This window comes from Acinetobacter sp. 802_lipA (assembly GCF_058242885.1).
Window position 1 is genome coordinate 1,865,340 of record NZ_JBZAYP010000001.1, and the last position, 18,540, is coordinate 1,883,879.

Consider the following 18,540-nt stretch of genomic DNA (forward strand, 5'->3'; position numbering starts at 1 on the left):
AGTAAGAAGTAGACATTAGTTTGCATTTTATTAACTTCTGTGATTTATCACAGTTTCCTGACCTGACGAAGGCTGGAAAAATCATTAACAGAATATATTTGAGTTGAAATAATTTGTTCATACTCGTTTTTAAGATCGACATTAACAGTGATTTATTACTGATTGATGAAGGTTGAAGAAATGAGTTACTAGCGAAATTAACTGAATCAAGCGTTTTGGTATGTGAATTGAATTGAAGCTGTACAGTGTTTAAGTACACAGAGCAACAAACTGTAAGGAAGTGATGAGAAATCATCATAGACTGTCTTAATCCTACTTGTAGGGATTAACGACTGTTTGGGGTTGTATAGTCAAGTAATTAAGTGCATGTGGTGGATGCCTTGGCAGTCAGAGGCGATGAAAGACGTAATAGCCTGCGATAAGCTCCGGGGAGGCGGCAAATATCCTGTGATCCGGAGATTTCTGAATGGGGAAACCCACCTGTCATAAGGCAGGTATCGTATGATGAATACATAGTCATACGAGGCGAACGAGGGGAAGTGAAACATCTCAGTACCCTTAGGAAAAGAAATCAATTGAGATTCCCTCAGTAGCGGCGAGCGAACGGGGAAAAGCCCATTAAGTCATATCAGTTTTAGTGGAATGCTCTGGGAAGTGCAACCATAGTGGGTGATAGTCCTGTACACGAAAGGGCTGATATGATGATGTCGAGTAGGGCGGGGCACGTGAAACCTTGTCTGAATATGGGGGGACCATCCTCCAAGGCTAAATACTCCTGACTGACCGATAGTGAACCAGTACCGTGAGGGAAAGGCGAAAAGAACCCCTGTGAGGGGAGTGAAATAGATCCTGAAACCGCATGCATACAAGCAGTGGGAGCCGACTTGTTCGGTGACTGCGTACCTTTTGTATAATGGGTCAGCGACTTACATTCAGTAGCGAGGTTAACCGCATAGGGGAGCCGTAGAGAAATCGAGTCTTAATAGGGCGTTTAGTTGCTGGGTGTAGACCCGAAACCGGGTGATCTATCCATGAGCAGGTTGAAGGTTGGGTAACACTAACTGGAGGACCGAACCCACTGTCGTTGAAAAGCCAGGGGATGACTTGTGGATAGGGGTGAAAGGCTAATCAAACTCGGTGATAGCTGGTTCTCCCCGAAAGCTATTTAGGTAGCGCCTCGGACGAATACCATTGGGGGTAGAGCACTGTTTCGGCTAGGGGGTCATCCCGACTTACCAAACCGATGCAAACTCCGAATACCAATGAGTACTATCCGGGAGACAGACTGCGGGTGCTAACGTCCGTAGTCAAGAGGAAAACAATCCAGACCGCCAGCTAAGGCCCCAAAATTATAGTTAAGTGGGAAACGATGTGGGAAGGCATAGACAGCTAGGAGGTTGGCTTAGAAGCAGCCACCCTTTAAAGAAAGCGTAATAGCTCACTAGTCGAGTCGGCCTGCGCGGAAGATGTAACGGGGCTAAAACTATATGCCGAAGCTGCGGATTTGCAATTTATTGCAAGTGGTAGGGGAGCGTTCTGTAAGCCGATGAAGGTGTATTGAGAAGTATGCTGGAGGTATCAGAAGTGCGAATGCTGACGTGAGTAACGACAATGCGAGTGAAAAACTCGCACGCTGAAAGACCAAGGGTTCCAGTCCAACGTTAATCGGGGCTGGGTGAGTCGACCCCTAAGGCGAGGCCGAGAGGCGTAGTCGATGGGAAATTGGTTAATATTCCAATACTTCTATGTAATGCGATGAGAGGACGGAGAAGGTTAAGTCAGCCTGGCGTTGGTTGTCCAGGTGGAAGGTTGTAGGCATGTATCTTAGGCAAATCCGGGGTACTGTATGCTGAGAACTGATAGCAAGCTGTACTTGTACAGTGAAGTGGCTGATACCATGCTTCCAGGAAAAGTCTCTAAGCTTCAGTTACATAGGAATCGTACCCGAAACCGACACAGGTGGTCAGGTCGAGTAGACCAAAGCGCTTGAGAGAACTCTGCTGAAGGAACTAGGCAAAATGGTACCGTAACTTCGGGAGAAGGTACGCTGCCGACGGTGATAGGATTTACTCCTTGAGCTATTGGCAGCCACAGAAACCAGGCCCCTGCAACTGTTTATTAAAAACATAGCACTCTGCAAACACGAAAGTGGACGTATAGGGTGTGATGCCTGCCCGGTGCTGGAAGGTTAATTGATGGGGTTAGCGTAAGCGAAGCTCTTGATCGAAGCCCCAGTAAACGGCGGCCGTAACTATAACGGTCCTAAGGTAGCGAAATTCCTTGTCGGGTAAGTTCCGACCTGCACGAATGGCATAATGATGGGGGCGCTGTCTCCAGCAGAGACTCAGTGAAATCGAATTCGCCGTGAAGATGCGGTGTACCCGCGGCTAGACGGAAAGACCCCGTGAACCTTTACTGCAGCTTGACATTGAACTTTGATCTTACTTGTGTAGGATAGGTGGGAGGCTTTGAAACCGAGACGCTAGTTTCGGTGGAGCCAATCTTGAAATACCACCCTGGTAATATTGAGGTTCTAACTCTGTCCCGTTATCCGGGACGAGGACCATGTCTGGTGGGTAGTTTGACTGGGGCGGTCTCCTCCTAAAGAGTAACGGAGGAGTACGAAGGTGCGCTCAGCGTGGTCGGAAATCACGCGTAGAGTATAAAGGCAAAAGCGCGCTTAACTGCGAGACCCACAAGTCGAGCAGGTACGAAAGTAGGTCTTAGTGATCCGGTGGTTCTGTATGGAAGGGCCATCGCTCAACGGATAAAAGGTACTCTGGGGATAACAGGCTGATACCGCCCAAGAGTTCATATCGACGGCGGTGTTTGGCACCTCGATGTCGGCTCATCTCATCCTGGGGCTGAAGCAGGTCCCAAGGGTATGGCTGTTCGCCATTTAAAGAGGTACGCGAGCTGGGTTTAGAACGTCGTGAGACAGTTCGGTCCCTATCTACCGTGGGCGTTGGAAATTTGAGAGGATCTGCTCCTAGTACGAGAGGACCAGAGTGGACGAACCTCTGGTGTACCGGTTGTGACGCCAGTCGCATCGCCGGGTAGCTATGTTCGGAAGGGATAACCGCTGAAAGCATCTAAGCGGGAAGCCTACCTCAAGATAAGATTTCCCTAGGACTTTATGTCCTCTAAAGAGCCGTTGAAGACTACGACGTTGATAGGTTGGATGTGGAAGCATAGTGATATGTGAAGCTGACCAATACTAATTGCTCGTGAGGCTTGACTATACAACACCCAAACAGTTGGTGTTGTGGTTCAAATCACTGCAAACAACTTGATTTAGTTATAAAGCTAGATACAATATCCAACTCAAATATACCTGTTAATAACTCATTTGATGAAAGTTAGGCATACACAATGTGTAAATAAGACCCAACGAATAGTCATAAACAGTTGTGCTGGCGACAATAGCAAGAGTGAACCACCTGATCCCTTCCCGAACTCAGAAGTGAAACCTCTTAGCGCTGATGGTAGTGTGGAGTTATCCATGTGAGAGTAAGTCATCGCCAGCTCATTAATTCTAAATCCCCCTCCGCTAATCGCTGAGGGGGATTTTTTTATGCAACATATATTCAATAATTTAAATAAAGAATTATTAAGTGGGTAAGAAGAGAATTAGAGCGGAGAATACACGCTAAATTATACAAAAATACATTTATATAAATGAAAATTATGTGAAACATCTACCATTTATCAAATAATTTGATGTAGTGCAAATTATTTTTCGTCATTTTCATACAACTTTAGTCTAATTTTTTCAAAAAAAGCCGTTTCAATCGTTTTATTTATAGACAAAAACTGAATTATGATTCATTTTATGTAAAAGTGAATTTTAATTCATTTTTTATAATAAAGCTCACAATTGGAGGTGAGGGAAAAATGACAGCGACAAGAATGAATGTAAATGCTGTAATCGATCAGGCTAAGTTTAAGCCTTTTCATTTAACGGTTGTTTTGTGGTGCTTATTCGTCGTCTTGTTTGACGGTTATGATTTAGCAATTAACGGTGTGGCTTTACCGCTTTTAATGAAAGAGTGGGGCATGACGGCCGTTCAAGCGGGAATGTTAGCCAGTACTGCCTTAGCAGGCATGATGTTTGGTGCAATGTTATTTGGAATGCTGGCTGATAAAATTGGCCGTAAAAAAGTCATTATTATCTGTGTTACGTTGTTCAGTGGATTCACTTTTGCGGGTGGCTTCGCATCAAACCCGACTGAATTTGGTATTTTACGCTTTATTGCGGGTCTTGGAATTGGTGGTGTATTACCGAACTTGGTCGCTTTAACTTCGGAATATGCGCCGCAGAAGTTTCGTAGCACCTTGGTGACCGCGATGTTTAGTGGCTATGCGATGGGCGGGATTATGGCAGCACTGCTAGGTGTTGCGTTTACACCGACCTTCGGCTGGAAGATCATGTTTTTCATTGCTGGTATTCCATTACTATTTATTCCAATTTTATGGAAATTCTTACCTGAATCAGTCACTTTTTTAGTGAAAGACCAGCAAACAGAAAAGGCACGCAGCATTATTCAACGTCTGGTACCTGAAGAGACTGTAACTTCAGATACTGTTCTAGTGCTGAACGAAGCGAAAGTCCCTGATGCATCTGTCGCTGCCTTGTTTAAAAATGGCCGTGGTATGGGTACAGTTTTATTTTGGTGCTGCTTCTTCATGTGCTTATTGATGGTTTATGCCCTAGGAAGCTGGTTACCAAAACTGATGATGGCTGCGGGTTATTCGATGGGCAGCAGTTTAATGTTCCTCCTTTCCTTGAACATTGGTGCGGTGATTGGCACTGCTGGTGGTGGTGTGCTTGCGGATCGTTTCCACTTGAAACCTGTCATTATTAGCATGTTGACTGTCGGGGCATTTGCATTGGTGGGTTTAGGCTTTAATTCACCACAACCTGTAATTTATTTATTGGTTGCACTTGCAGGAGCTGCTTCAATCGGTTGTAGTATTTTACTATATAGCTATGTGGCGCAATATTATCCATTGGCTGTTCGTTCAACTGGGTTGGGTTGGGCATCAGGAATTGGCCGTGTGGGTGCAATCGTGGGTCCAATTGTCATTGGTGTATTGTTGGGCATGGAATTACCACATAAGTTGAATTTTATTGCTGTGGCAATTCCTGCGGTACTTGCTGCGATAGCAGTTTCTTTTATCCGTTTAAATAGTGCTGAAGAAGCAGTTAAAACTCAGGTGAAAGTTTCAAGTTCAATCAAAGCATCTTCTTAGTTAAATCTTAAATAAATAAAAGGCTCTCGTTGTGAGGGCCTTTATTTTTTTCAAAATAGATGTACCGTTGGATGGTATTTGATCGTGTTTGAAGGAGAGTGCTATGCTAAAGGCAGCTTTAAATAGGGCAGTACAATAACAATGATTAAGCAGCAGAAAAAACTCGAACCTGAGCAAAGTGAACGTTTATTCAACATCCTAGAACAGCGTTTTCAGCAGTACACTGAACGTCATATGCAAATTAGTTGGGCATTTGTCCGAGAACAACTTTTGCAGTCTCCTGAAAAACTATATGCGTTACAACAAATGGAAATAAGTGGTGGTGAGCCCGATGTCGTGGCTTTACCGAATACACAATGTGTATTTTTTTGATTGTTCAATTGAGTCCCCAAAAGGGCGACGGAGCATGTGTTATGACCGAGAGGCACTATTGAGTCGCAAGGATCATCCCTCTGAAAATACAGTGCTCGATTGGATACAGGCTTATGGCTTAAGCTTAATGACTGAGCCACAGTATTATCTTTTACAACAGATCTTTAATTTTGATTTGAAAACATCCAGTTGGGTTGAAACTCCAGCTGAATTACGTCAGCAAGGCGGGGCGATCTTTTGTGATCAGCGCTATGGTCGTACGTTTACCTATCATAATGGCGCTGCTTCATATTATGCGAATCGAGGATTTCGGACTTATATTCAGCTTTAACAGTGGAATATAGATAAAAAGAAACCCCGACATCCTGTCGAGGTGTCTTTGTATTTCAGTGCTTAGATACAACTCCTGTCATATCTCACATCCTGATGCTCAAACTGATTATTGTTATTTTAAGTTTGGGAAACGTCCTGTTTCCTGATGATTTAAATATACAGGGCGGTGGCTGTTGTTCATACAGCATTTTAACCACGCTATTTGTAAGTCTAAGCTGACAACAGTGAATAGCTTATATATTTTTGCTTAGTGCTTTAAATCGGCATCGTTTAAATAGCCTGATTAATGCTGGATTGATCTAGTGAAACTGATGATGCCCTACGTAATGCCTGGCTGTGATGGTTTCTCTTCTAAATATATTGCATCACTGGTCTATCGAATTTGTAAATTCGACTGCGCTGTAAGTACAGAATAATATTAAAAAGCCGTATTCATGCATGTGATGTTCATCAGAAATATGGCCAATGTTCCTTGATGGGGTGAATATTTGAATAAAAATGTGAAAAGTAATGTTTTTGTGCAAGGAGTTGATCGCTTTAGTGTTCTTTGCATTGATTTTTTCAGTAGGTTGAGCATCGATGCCCGATCTTCAAATTCTGTGCAGGAAAATAGGTGCAATAAATCATTCCAAAAAGTTTGTTGATTTATAACTAATTTTGTACAATAAATAAGCTGATTAATTGAACGGTTGAATCAGCACACATTATAAAAATGGAATATTTGAAGCAGAAATTACAGAATATTTTTATAAAAGTGAGTATTGTTGAACCATATAAAAGGGAAGTTTAATCGACACACTTTAACCAAGGTTTTGTGAAAACTCCTCTGTTTGTCATTTAGAACCTTGTACCCAAAAGGTCGAAGCTAAATCAAACACTCAAGATTAATATTAAATGGTTCTTTTTTGTTGCGAGATAACCAAATAAAAAGCAATTAAAAGGGACCTAGGTTTAGGTGTTTTATGTCAGGAACTCGTGAAAACTGGACATCACGATCTGGTTTTATTATTGCAGCTGTAGGTTCGGCTGTAGGTTTAGGTAATATTTGGCGTTTCCCTTATGTTGCTTATGAAAATGGTGGCGGTGCCTTTCTTATTCCTTATTTATTGGCGTTAATTACCGCTGGTTTACCTCTGTTATTTTTAGATTATGCAACGGGACACCGTAGTTCGGGGTCACCACCTAAAGCCTATCGGGCTTTGTTTAAAGGCGGTGAAACGCTGGGTTGGTGGCAAGTCTGTGTGTGTATCATCATTGGTTTGTACTATGCCAGCGTACTGACGTGGGCGGGAAGCTATGTTTACTTCTCGATTGGTCAGGCCTGGGGCAGTGACCCTGAAAGTTTCTTCTTTAATACCTACTTACAAACTTCGAAAGCAACAGGTTTCGATTTTCAGTTTGTAAGCCATTTATTCTGGCCAATCGTGGGAATTTGGGCACTGACCTTAATTATTCTGTTTGGTGGGGTTAAAAAAGGTGTTGAATTATCGAATAAGATTTTCATGCCTTTATTATTCGTTTTATTCACCATTTTAGTAGTGCAATCACTTCGTTTACCTGGTGCAGCAGAAGGCTTAAATGCATTCTTTACACCGAACTGGTCTGCGATGATGGACTATAAAGTGTGGTTGGCGGCATATGGTCATACCTTCTTCTCGCTTTCCGTGGGTTTTGGGATCATGGTGACTTATGCATCTTACTTAAAGCCAAAGACCAACTTGACTGGTTCGGGGCTGATCGTTGGTTTTGCCAATGCTTCAACTGAAATTTTGGCGGGTATTGGTATTTTTGCTGCATTGGGCTTTATGGCGCATGCCGCAGGCAAAGAAGTTCAAGATGTGGTGAGTGGTGGTATCGGTTTGGCCTTTATTGCTTTCCCGAAAATCATTTCAAGTCTTGGAGCAGGTGCTGATTTATTCGGTCTATTGTTCTTCTCATCATTATTTGTTGCCGGTATTTCTTCCATGGTCAGTATCTTGGAAGTGCCAATTGCAGCGATGCAGGATAAGTTAAAGTGGAGCCGTAAAAAAGCAGTGACCATTATTGGTGGTGGTAGTGCACTGGTTTCAGTGATCTTATTCTCCAGTGTGAATGCGATTAAACTGGTAGATATCGTGGATCACTTTATCAATAACATCGGGATTATCGGTGGTGCATTATTGTCGATTATCAGTGTGGCGTGGTTTAAGCGTTCTGCATTGATTGAGCTTCGTGATCACGTGAACCGTATTTCTACCATTCAACTCGGTAAGGGGTGGGCATTTACTTTAACTGTCATCACGTCATTGATCTTGTTAACGACATTGAGCATGACCGTATTTAACTTACTGAAAAACGGTTACGATAGTTATAGCATGAGTCTACAGGGCGTATTTGGATGGGGCAGCGTGATTTTCTGTGCTGTCGTTGCAATCATACTCAGCAAAATGAAAGATCGCTAGGAGAGCATAAATGAATACTTCAGCAATCGTGATGATGATCATTTCAATGGTGTTTTTATGGGGGGGACTTGTGTTGTCTATTCTCCACTTGATGAAAAACCCTGAAGAACTCGATGAGGTTCTTGAAGAAGTGAAAGACCAGCATACGTTGTAATACTTGATTTAAAGTTTAGTAGCCCTGAAATAGGTATCTACTTATTAAAAAACGCTCGATGAACTTCATTGGGCGTTATTTTTTCTATGAGAGTGTATGAGTTAGTGTCATCAACAGTTTCGATAAGCCTTTTTTTGATGAGTTGATTTGGAGCTTAGTGTTCACGACAATTTGGCTTGAAATAAATAAGAATTTAAATGACCAGAAAGCATAAAAAATATCCTGTACAAATTTTATCTAATAAATATGCAATCACAATAACAACTATGATACAAAATAGTATAGAATTGTGACACAGTTTGTACTTTTGCTGGCTAATTCATATGAAAATTAACAAAAAGAAATTTTCTGCTCTGTCGTTTTTATTTTTTTTTTCATTAGAAGCACATGCATTTCCACAACCGGGAAGCTATATTTCTAACGTTGCATCTGGGGACTATACCGATGAGATGGGGAATGTTTTATTGGTCAATTCCAATCCCGTGGCATTGGAAGTGCAAAAAACGTACTCACTGACTTTAGTACAAAATCAAAACCAATATGGTGTGGTCGGTGGGGCTGTGAATCTGCCACATGTGTTAACCAATACAGGTAATACGGCTGATCGATATACATTGGGCCTAGTACAAAGTAGCACGGATAATTTTGATTTAAGTAATGTGAAGGTCTATGCAGACCGCGATCAAAATGGTTTACCAGATAATACTGAAGACTTATTGGTAGGTTCAATTGAGCTCAATGCGGGTCAATCTTTAGCAGTTGTGATTGTGGGTAGTATCCCGACCAATGTTTCTTTTAATCAGCTCAGTAGTTTAGACCTCAAAGCTGTGAGCCAGCAAAATACGACACTTTCTGCACAAGTCACAGATACGATTCGCGTTGTCGATGATGCTGTGATTTCTCTCGTTAAAGCGCAAAGTACAAGTGAAGGCAATATTGGTGATTTGATTACCTATACTTTGACCTATCGAAATACAGGGACAGCAACACGTCGTGTCGTGCTGCAAGATGTGTTGGATGATTCTTTAGAATACGTATCTGGGTCGGCAGTTTGGAATCAGAATAGCACAGCACTCACCGATGCAAATGATACAGAAGGATCTGCCAATACGGGAATTTCCTATCAACTTAAACCTGATGGGAAGAGTCTAGAAGCCAGTATTACGGCTGTTGCACCGCTCACATCAGGCACACTGGCTTTTAAAGCCAAAGTGAAACAAGGTGCGACCAATAAAATTCCAAACACGGCAGGTTTTGTACAATACGATACAGATAGTACCACGGTAAAACTGAGCAGTTTCTCCAATACAGTCATTTACAACTTGGCTGCTGTCTATGGGGTGGTTTTAAATAATAAATCCAGTTCAGCAACGAACCTTGGTAACCCGAATAGCAGTCCCGATAACCTAGTGGTTCAAGCCAGTTTGAAACCAGGGCAAGAAGTTTTCTTTAATAACTATGTTTGGAACATCGGCAATACCACAGATACTTATAATTTAAGTTATAGCTCAAACAATAACAATCTACCTAGCTGTGCCACAGTTAATTTTTACACGCAGGATGGAAAAACTTTACTTACGGATACCAATGGTGACGGTAAAGTCGATACAGGCTCGATTTCAAATGCGGCGGTAAAACAAATTCAGGTTGGGGTATCAGCCTCTACAGGCTGTACCAGCAGTGGCAACACTATCAATATTGATGTGGTTGCGACATCCATTGCTTCAAGTGCAGTCTCTGACCCGATTCGTAACCAAATTACAGCTTTAATTGCTGCATCCAGCAGTAGCGATTTATATAATGCAGACCAATCTGGTTTAGGCGTGGGGATCGTGGATAACGCCGGTCAACCCTTACGTACGGTTAAAGTTACTTCGGGTAAAGCGGTTTTTCCTTTGGTGGCAAAGAATAATTCAACCCAAGCCAATAACTATAATTTGTATGCATCCTTTAGCGCGATTGATGTCGCCAATATTATGCCTACCACTAAAGCAGGTTTTAGCGTCAAATTTTATGAAGGTGATGCCAGCTGTCAAACGGTGGGTAAGCAAATTACCAATACGGGAACCTTAGGTGCAGGAGCAAGCAAGGCATATTGTGCAGTGATTGATGTTGACGTAAGCCAACAGAATTTTACAGCGCCGATTTGGTTTGCGATTCAATCACCAGTTAATCAACAAGCGGACTCGATTAAGAACCAAATTGAAAGTAATGTCGCACGCTTACTCACCCTGACCAATGATCAGCAAGGTCAGGTAAGTGTGGGTGGCACGATTGTCTATGCGCATACTTTAAAGAATTTGGGCAATATTGCAGAAGGTGCAAATGCAGGTTCTCAAGTGAATTTGAAAGTTGTACCACTTAGAAATGATGGCTTTGTTTATACCCTTTATTATGATGCAAATAAAAATGGTCAGATTGATAGTGCAGACCAAATTATTAGCGCAACAACCAGTTTAAATCAGCTTTTGGGTAGTGCGGGCTTATTGGCGCAGGCTGATATTCAACTTTTACTTAAAGTTCAGGCGGCCCCTTCTGCAACAGAAGGTGTGGTGAGCCAGGCGGATATCGTGGTTGAAGTTTCTGATTTTAATGGCATTCATTTAGATAACTTAAAAAATACAGATGTGACCACGGTTGCAACGGGGCATTTACAGTTAGTTAAAACACAAGCAGCGAATAGTAGTTGTACCACTACTAATTTAGCATCTTTGAGCTATTCCACCCAGTTGGTTTCAGTCAAGCCAAATCAATGTGTGGTGTATAAGCTGACACTTAAAAATGATGGTGGTTCAGTGGTGAAGAATGTGCAGTTTAATGATGTTGTTCCAGCTTATACCAGCCTAGTAGGAACGCCTGTCATTGTTCCGTCAGGTACAAATTTATCTTCTGGTGACAAAGTTTCTGCTTTGGTGAGTAGTTTAGATCCAAGCCAAGAAGCCAATTTCTACTTTGTTATTCGTGTTAACCCTTAAGAGTAGGCTCGGAAAATGTTTGCAGAAAAGAAAATGATTCGAAATATGCGTATTGCCATGCTGAGCTTGTTGGGGGCAACAGCATCGACTTGGGTTTTTGCTGATGCTCTGGTCATCAGTAACATGGCTGTGGGTGAATACAAAGAAGAAGGCTCTACCGTAGTTCAAGTGGCACGTTCCAACTTGGTTCAAACAACTGTTATTCCTCGGTATGAATTTCTTTTAAACAGTGATCGGACGGAATATGTGCGTCCAGGTCAGACGGTTTATTATCATCACGTTTTAACCAATACCGGGAATGAACGTGATCTTTATAATTTGGTGGGCAGTCAAGTTGCAGGTGACAGTTTTAGCCATAGTAATATTGAGATTTACTTGGATGCCGATCGAAATGGTGTTCCAGACAATAATACTCCCATTAATCAATATAGTTTAATTGCTGGAGAGGCGGTTGCACTGATTATTAAAGCAGTCATCCCTTCAACAGCTACAGTGAATGGACTAAGCCGGATTCGACTTACCGCAACTTCCATACAATTGCCAGCTGCTCCTCTGAGCAATACAGATACATCACGAATCACAGATCAGGCAGCTTTAAACTTAACCAAAAGCTTTGATAAATCAACAGTGGTGAATGGGGATATCGCAACAGTCCGTTTAACCTATTTCAATAATGGTAATAATAGTGGCGTGGTCAATATCAGTGACTTGTTGGATACCACGCAGTTGACTTATGTCACAGGTAATGAAAACTGGAATGGGCAAGCACTGAATTCTGCGACAGGCAGTAATGATCCAACAGGCATTAATTATTACCTTGACACGGATGGTAAAACGATTCGTGCGCAAATCACCAATGTCCCTGCGAATGCGCAAGGCTATATTGAGTTCCGTGTTCGGGTTGCTCGTACTGCACCCGGTGAGATTCCCAACTTTGCCAATATGGACTATGACCATGACAGTTCGACTACCACGCCTAACTTAGTCACCCAGTCTAACACTGCTGTGTTAAGCATTAAGCCGATTTATGGGGTGGTCATTAATGCGGATGCAAGTAGTGTAAGTGGTAATGATCTATTAACTAAACCTGCTGTGAGTAGTGGTGGAACTGTTGTCTTTGAGAACTATGTTTGGAATACAGGAACGGTGGCTGATCGGTTTAATTTAAGTTTTAACAGCCATAATTTACCGACAGGGAGTGTATTGGAATTCTATCGTGCAGATGGCGTCACTCCACTGTTTGATAGTAATAATGACGGTATTGTGGATACAGGAACTTTGGCAGCAGGTGCAAATCTACCTATAGTCGTTAAAGTAAGGTTCCCAACAGATTATGTCGATACAGCCGATACGACCTATAGCATTGTCCCTAAAGCTCAGTCGATTTCTGACAGCAGCAAAACAGATACCGTGCTCGATACAACCTCTTTGATTCAGGGTGTTGCTGCTCGGATTGTGGACTTGGTGAATAGTCCTGAAACCACAGCCAATGGTGCGGGAAATGGCAACGTATCGAATGGAAGTTCGCCGTGGAAAACTTTAGCTGGAGTGAATAACCAAACAGTAGTGTTCCCGCTTATGGTACGTCATACAGGTCAAGCGACGACATATAATTTTAGTGCCGATGCCGATAATAATTTTGCGACGGTTGCATTGCCAAGCGATATCAGTTCGGTGCGCTATTTTGCTTCATCAACCACAGACTGCTCGGTGCTTGGAGCAGAAATTACTTCAACGCGTTTGCTGAATAATGGGGAGTCTCAGCTCTATTGTGCGGTTGTGGAAATTCGAGCAGACGCAAAAAGTACAACCCAGCCGATTCCAATTTATTTTAAAGTGGCTTCTTCTAGTTTGCCTACCTCAGCACCAAACAGTGGCTATGATTTAATTCAGAATGCAATTACGATTAGCTCAAATGCGAGTCAAGGTGGGGTGAGTTTAGAGCCTGATTTACGTGGGCAAATTGCACCAGGAGGCAGTATTGTTTATACCCATACCTTAAAACCGTGGGGAACGTCTGTATTGTCAGCAATGGATAATTTAAGCGTTGCCAATGATCGAACTGGCTTTACCACAACACTTTATTATGATGCCAATAATGATGGGCAGTTAGACGCGTCTGACCCGATTATTCAAAACTTATCTATTGTGAATGCTTCTATTCTTAGCAGCAAAGCACAGATTCGTATTTTTAATAAAGTTGAGAATACCGCATATAACACGGTCGGAGTGGTAAATACCTCTGTGATTAGCCTAAAAAATAGTGCAGGTACGTTATTAGACACAGCAACAGATATTACCACCATCACTAGTGCGCCTGTGCGTCTAACTAAATTACAAGCCAAGGATAATAATTGTGATGGTGTAGCGGATACGGCGTATACCTCAAATGTGTTACCGATCACGCGTAATTCAGATGGTTCTGGGCAATGTGTTTTGTACCAATTGACAGTGAAAAACTTGGGGGCTTCGGCCATTGGGCGATTTAATTTTTATGATTACACCCCTGAAGCGATGGTGATGAGTAAAGCACCAAGTTGTACAACCTGTGAAGTGGGTTCATTAACTGCGCCAGCACTTGGACAGCCGGGTGCAATTAAGGGTTCAGTTGCGGCAATAAAAAGCAATGAAAGTCATAGCTTAGAGTTTGGGGTGAAATATGTGGGGAATTAATAAACAAGCAAGGAGTTGCAGTGCTACGCATTCACAGATGCTCAAACTCATGCACACACTTCGTACTTTGTCATTATTCATTACGAGTTTACTTTTTGTCACGCTTGTAAATGCTGCAACGCCTACACTTGAGATTATGTCGAATTCCTATACAGGAACACCTTATGTGGGAGGGACGGTATCAGCACAAAGAAATACCTATGTATTTAATGCAAATAACCCGAATGATAATACTGGTTCCTTAAATTATTTTCCAAAAATCAATGTTGATTACACATTAACAAATCAACTCTACGATTCAAATAATGCGCCAGCTTTGGTGTTTGGTGCAGATTCTACAGCGAGTAGTTCTGCATTAGCTGTATATACTCGATTGGCTGATCAAGGTAGTCCTCTTAGTTCTCATTTTTCGTCTACTCGGACTTTACCCAACCAAGGGATTGATATTAATTCAAACTACGGTTTACGTATGACTGTGGATACCAGTCGATTTGTTGGCAGTGCAGCAAACACTTCAACAGTAAACAATGGGTTGGGCTATCAAGCTGGGGAGGTGACTTTAACTTGGGATAGACCTGTTAGAAATCCAATCATTAATATCTCTGGATTGGGGGGTGTGAGAACGACTACAAGTAATGGTCAGGTTGTTGATCGTTTTGGTATTTCTGCACAGTTTAAATTAACAACAACTGCGAATGTCAGTGATGTATATGCTTTATCGGGCATCAACTTTTCTGTGACTAATAATGGTGAGATTCGTAATACCTCTACATCACTTGGCCCAACGGCTAGTGATGGTGGGGCATCTGGAAGTATTCAGGTTTTAACTTCTGCTCCGATTACAGTTTTGAAATTTAATGTCTATGTACGTACGGACAAAACATCTGGAAACATTACGAAGGGATCAAATGATAGTACCTTACGTGATGCTTTTGTGTTTAGCAGTTCTAGTGTTGACTCGATGGTTGGGGATTTAGTTGTTTCTAAAACCAATAGTACGACTCAAGTGTATTCAGGTGGAACGACAACTTATACCGTACGTGTGGCTAACAATGGCCCAGATACGTATACAGGAACATTACTCAAGGATGTGGTTGGGACAGGTTTAACCGCCACAGCTGTGGCCTGTAGTACTACAGTTGCCAATAATAAATGTACCACTGCCCCAGCTCTCAGTGGTTTGGGCTCGATTGATACTGGAGCTTTAGCTGCTGGTGAATTCTATGAAATTTTAGTGACGGCTCGTGTTGATGCTACGGCAGGTAGTACAGTAACGAATACTGCTACGGTGGATTTGCCAACATTAGGCTCATCTACAGGGGCAAGTTGTACAACTTTAAATAGTGATGGCATCACCCGTTCATTTAACTCAACCACAGGTGCATGTACGACAGCAGACCAAGATACTGTGCTTGCTTCCGCTGATCTAGAAGTCTCAAAAACATCAGATAAAACAAGCTATGATGTAGGCGATGTTGTGAAATACACCATTAAAGCTTGGAATAATGGTGCAACTGGAGTTACAGATGCGGTATTAGCTGATAATGTTCCAAATAATATTGCCAGTTTATATTGGTCATGTAAAAGTTATGGAACTGCTGTTTGCCCAAGTAGTGTAACCAATGAAAATGAAACAAATAGTTTGAGTGCAAATGGACTAACTTTACCTGCAAATGGTAAAGATGTGAATTATCTAGAATTCACAGTTACAGGTTTAGCTTATAAAAGTGGTTCCGTAACCAATATGGCTTCGGTGACAACAGCAACTTTCGAGAATAACTTAACCAATAATTCTTCCTCGGTAGATATTATTATTAATTCAAACTCACCGATTACCAATGGCAGCTCACAAAACCAATGTTTATCTGGGCAATCGGTTAATTTGGTTTCAGATACCGCTTTTAGAGCATATTTGGTCGATAATGCGAGCACTGCTTATGATAATGCTTTAAAAACGGCAGGGGCTAACCCGACTATTGTGCCAAATTCAGTCATGTATGGTACGGGCGCAAATGGTGCATTGCAGTTAAAAGGACGTTTAAATTGGTCAAATGGTAGCCCTAAAACAAGTACCAGTGGGGCAACTTTAAAAATTATGGTCGATGGTGTTGTGTATGCCACGCTTGTCACGCCTGCGAAAAGTTCAAATACTCGAGCTTCATTTACGGCGTTTAATGGTGCGCAAGTGGACACTACGGATTATGCGATTGGATCGTATGGTACTGACCCAGTGGCTATCAATTTTACGATTACTTTGCCTACAACAGTAACAATGGCCAAAATAGTACGGACCGAATTCCAAAATGTTCGGCCAAATACCAGCACTTATGTGGGGGATGATATTGGAATTGGGTTTAATGAACTTAATGTTTGTCTTAAGCCGACTTTTGAAATGAATAAAGTGTCTGAAAATGGCACAGACAGCTTCAACTTCAGCTCTTTTGCAAACTTGAGCAATGCCAATGCTGAAACCATTACTAGTGGAGAAGTGGTAACAACTGTTGTTGGGACTGCACAGTCTGTACGCTTAAAGAAAAGTACCTCTCCTGTTGAGCAAGGTTCTTTATTGGCTTATGCGACACCGAATACCGCCATTAGTTTTGCTGAATCTGCCTCAACGTTATATTCGCTCAAGACGGTAGAGTGTACGGATACGAATACAGCTGTTTCGGGCAATAGTACAGGTAATTTGGGTAGTTTAAGTGGATTGACTCAAACGATTCCAGCAGCGAATGTGAAATTTGCATCCAAGTTTGTTTGTCGTGTGACCAACAGCAAAAATGCTGGCTATGTATTCTCTGGTCGAGTGTTTAATGATAACAGTGGTACGACAATGGTAGATAGCAATGCTTACAATGGCATAGAGGATATTGGGGAGTTAGGAATCGCGGGTAGTGTCGTAGAACTTCAAGATTGTTCAACGCAGGCAGTGTTAGCATCGGCTACAACGGATAAAAACGGGGACTTCAGAATACAAACTTTGCAAGATGTATTCTCGAGTCGCAGCAAAGTTTGTCTAGTACAGCGTAATGTAAATGGTTATGACTCTGTAAGTGCGAAACAAAAAGGTAGTGTGCTTGAGAAAACAACAAATGATCTTTTTGAAATTCCTAAGGTTCAATCTGTCACCAGTTATGAAGGCTTCTTATTTGGAGATGCCGAGTTGCAATTGGTCTTAAGCCAAAATGGACAAAAAACCATTGTGGCTGGGGATGTCGTGGATTATCCGCATGAATTGATGGCTAAAAGTGTGATGAATGTGCTCAATTTAACGGAAAGCAAAGAGCAACAACCTGCAAATAATCAGCCTTGGCAGAGTTTGGTTTACGTGGACAGCAACTGTAATGCACAGTTAGATAAAGGTGAGAGCTTACTGTCGACTCGTACCATCAAAGCCAATGAAAAAGTCTGCTTGATTCAGCGAGTGGTTTCACCAACCACAGCACAAGGTGGCGATCGGTTTATTACGAGTTTTAAAGTCAATGGAAAAGGAACTTATAGCACTGCCACAGTGAAAGAAAGTAATAGTGTGAATGACATTACGACGATTGGGACTGCAGGTTTAAACATCACTAAGTTGGTTCGAAAAACATCTACATGTCCTGCACCTAGCAATAATTCCACGCCATTTACTGTGTCAAACCAAGCTGCGAAAGGAGATTATTTGGAATATCAAATGACCTATACCAATAATTCGAACAAAAACTTAGTTGATGTTGTTTTAAAAGATAGTGTTCCAGTGGGTACGGTTTATGGAACGATGTCGTGTACAGCTACTGGTTGTCAAACTGAAGCAAATGCAGGGCAGTTGAAATGGACAATTCCTGGTGTGTTGGCACCGAAACAAAAGGGACAAGTGGGTTTCTGTGTACGGATTCCCGATTAGTTAATTTTTGATATGGCAAGCCCCTTCTGGGATCTACAGGAAGGGGCTTTTTATTGCTCATTTTTATAAAAGGGAGATGTAGTTTATTTATTTACTTGAAAAATATATTAAATAATAAGCGTGGGTTGAGTAATTTAAAGACAGTTATAGCGTCTATTTTGTTCAGATGGTTCTCTCAGAAAAATAACATTTAGGACTCTTACAGAGCATTAAAATTTTTACTAGCAGCTGTCATTTTTTGTATCTTTTACAAATGTTTCACTATGTAATTTGGTTTTAAAATAAAAATATAATAAATATCAGCAACTTGATTGTTATTTTTGATTTTTTGTATTCACTAAAAAAAATACAAGGTGAACTGGTTAACATTTTTTTTAAATAATGTATGGTTGTTTGTGTGATTTTTGTTTAACATTGCTTTGGAATTTGTTGCATTAATTTATAAAAAAGTGA

At 41.6% G+C, this 18,540-nt stretch carries 6 protein-coding genes, 2 rRNA genes and 1 pseudogene; all 9 read left to right on the top strand.

Annotated features, from left to right (window positions below; genetic code table 11):
* Positions 1-348 precede the first annotated feature (348 nt).
* The 9 genes and pseudogenes from AC4CU3_RS09215 to AC4CU3_RS09255 all read left to right on the top strand — a co-directional run bounded on the left by AC4CU3_RS09215 (position 349) and on the right by AC4CU3_RS09255 (position 18,087).
* Positions 349-3,242, top strand: a 23S ribosomal RNA gene (locus tag AC4CU3_RS09215).
* 170 nt (positions 3,243-3,412) lie between these two features.
* Positions 3,413-3,527, top strand: a 5S ribosomal RNA gene (gene rrf / locus AC4CU3_RS09220).
* A 367-nt stretch (positions 3,528-3,894) separates the two neighbouring features.
* Positions 3,895-5,253, top strand: coding sequence for an MFS transporter (locus AC4CU3_RS09225; protein ID WP_078425160.1), 1,359 nt, complete (start codon positions 3,895-3,897; stop codon positions 5,251-5,253).
* 144 nt (positions 5,254-5,397) lie between these two features.
* Positions 5,398-5,956 (top strand): annotated as a pseudogene (locus AC4CU3_RS09230) (DUF4256 domain-containing protein).
* Between the two features lie 964 nt (positions 5,957-6,920).
* On the top strand, positions 6,921-8,399 hold the full coding sequence (locus AC4CU3_RS09235) for a sodium-dependent transporter (RefSeq protein WP_395001111.1): 1,479 nt from the start codon (positions 6,921-6,923) through the stop codon (positions 8,397-8,399).
* 10 nt (positions 8,400-8,409) lie between these two features.
* Positions 8,410-8,553 carry a methionine/alanine import family NSS transporter small subunit gene (locus tag AC4CU3_RS09240; RefSeq protein ID WP_081313279.1) on the top strand — a complete coding sequence of 48 codons (144 nt, stop codon included), beginning with the start codon at positions 8,410-8,412 and terminating at the stop codon, positions 8,551-8,553.
* Between the two features lie 323 nt (positions 8,554-8,876).
* Entirely contained in the window at positions 8,877-11,528 is a 2,652-nt protein-coding gene (locus AC4CU3_RS09245) for a hypothetical protein (protein ID WP_490738139.1), read from the top strand.
* 15 nt (positions 11,529-11,543) lie between these two features.
* Positions 11,544-14,201 carry a hypothetical protein gene (locus AC4CU3_RS09250; RefSeq protein WP_490738140.1) on the top strand — a complete coding sequence of 886 codons (2,658 nt, stop codon included), beginning with the start codon at positions 11,544-11,546 and terminating at the stop codon, positions 14,199-14,201.
* The gene (locus tag AC4CU3_RS09255; RefSeq protein WP_490738141.1) at positions 14,188-18,087 is read left to right on the top strand and encodes a prealbumin-like fold domain-containing protein; all 3,900 of its coding nucleotides are present in this window, start codon (positions 14,188-14,190) and stop codon (positions 18,085-18,087) included. Before AC4CU3_RS09250 ends, AC4CU3_RS09255 begins: the two co-directional genes overlap by 14 nt.
* Positions 18,088-18,540 lie beyond the last annotated feature (453 nt).

What these genes read in the sequence shown, in the direction of transcription:
- AC4CU3_RS09225 (WP_078425160.1), top strand. Translation starts at nt 3,895, where the DNA reads ATGACAGCGACAAGAATGAATGTAAATGCTGTAATCGATCAGGCTAAG.
- AC4CU3_RS09245 (WP_490738139.1), top strand. Translation starts at nt 8,877, where the DNA reads ATGAAAATTAACAAAAAGAAATTTTCTGCTCTGTCGTTTTTATTTTTT.
- AC4CU3_RS09240 (WP_081313279.1), top strand. Translation starts at nt 8,410, where the DNA reads ATGAATACTTCAGCAATCGTGATGATGATCATTTCAATGGTGTTTTTA.
- AC4CU3_RS09235 (WP_395001111.1), top strand. Translation starts at nt 6,921, where the DNA reads ATGTCAGGAACTCGTGAAAACTGGACATCACGATCTGGTTTTATTATT.
- AC4CU3_RS09250 (WP_490738140.1), top strand. Translation starts at nt 11,544, where the DNA reads ATGTTTGCAGAAAAGAAAATGATTCGAAATATGCGTATTGCCATGCTG.
- AC4CU3_RS09255 (WP_490738141.1), top strand. Translation starts at nt 14,188, where the DNA reads ATGTGGGGAATTAATAAACAAGCAAGGAGTTGCAGTGCTACGCATTCA.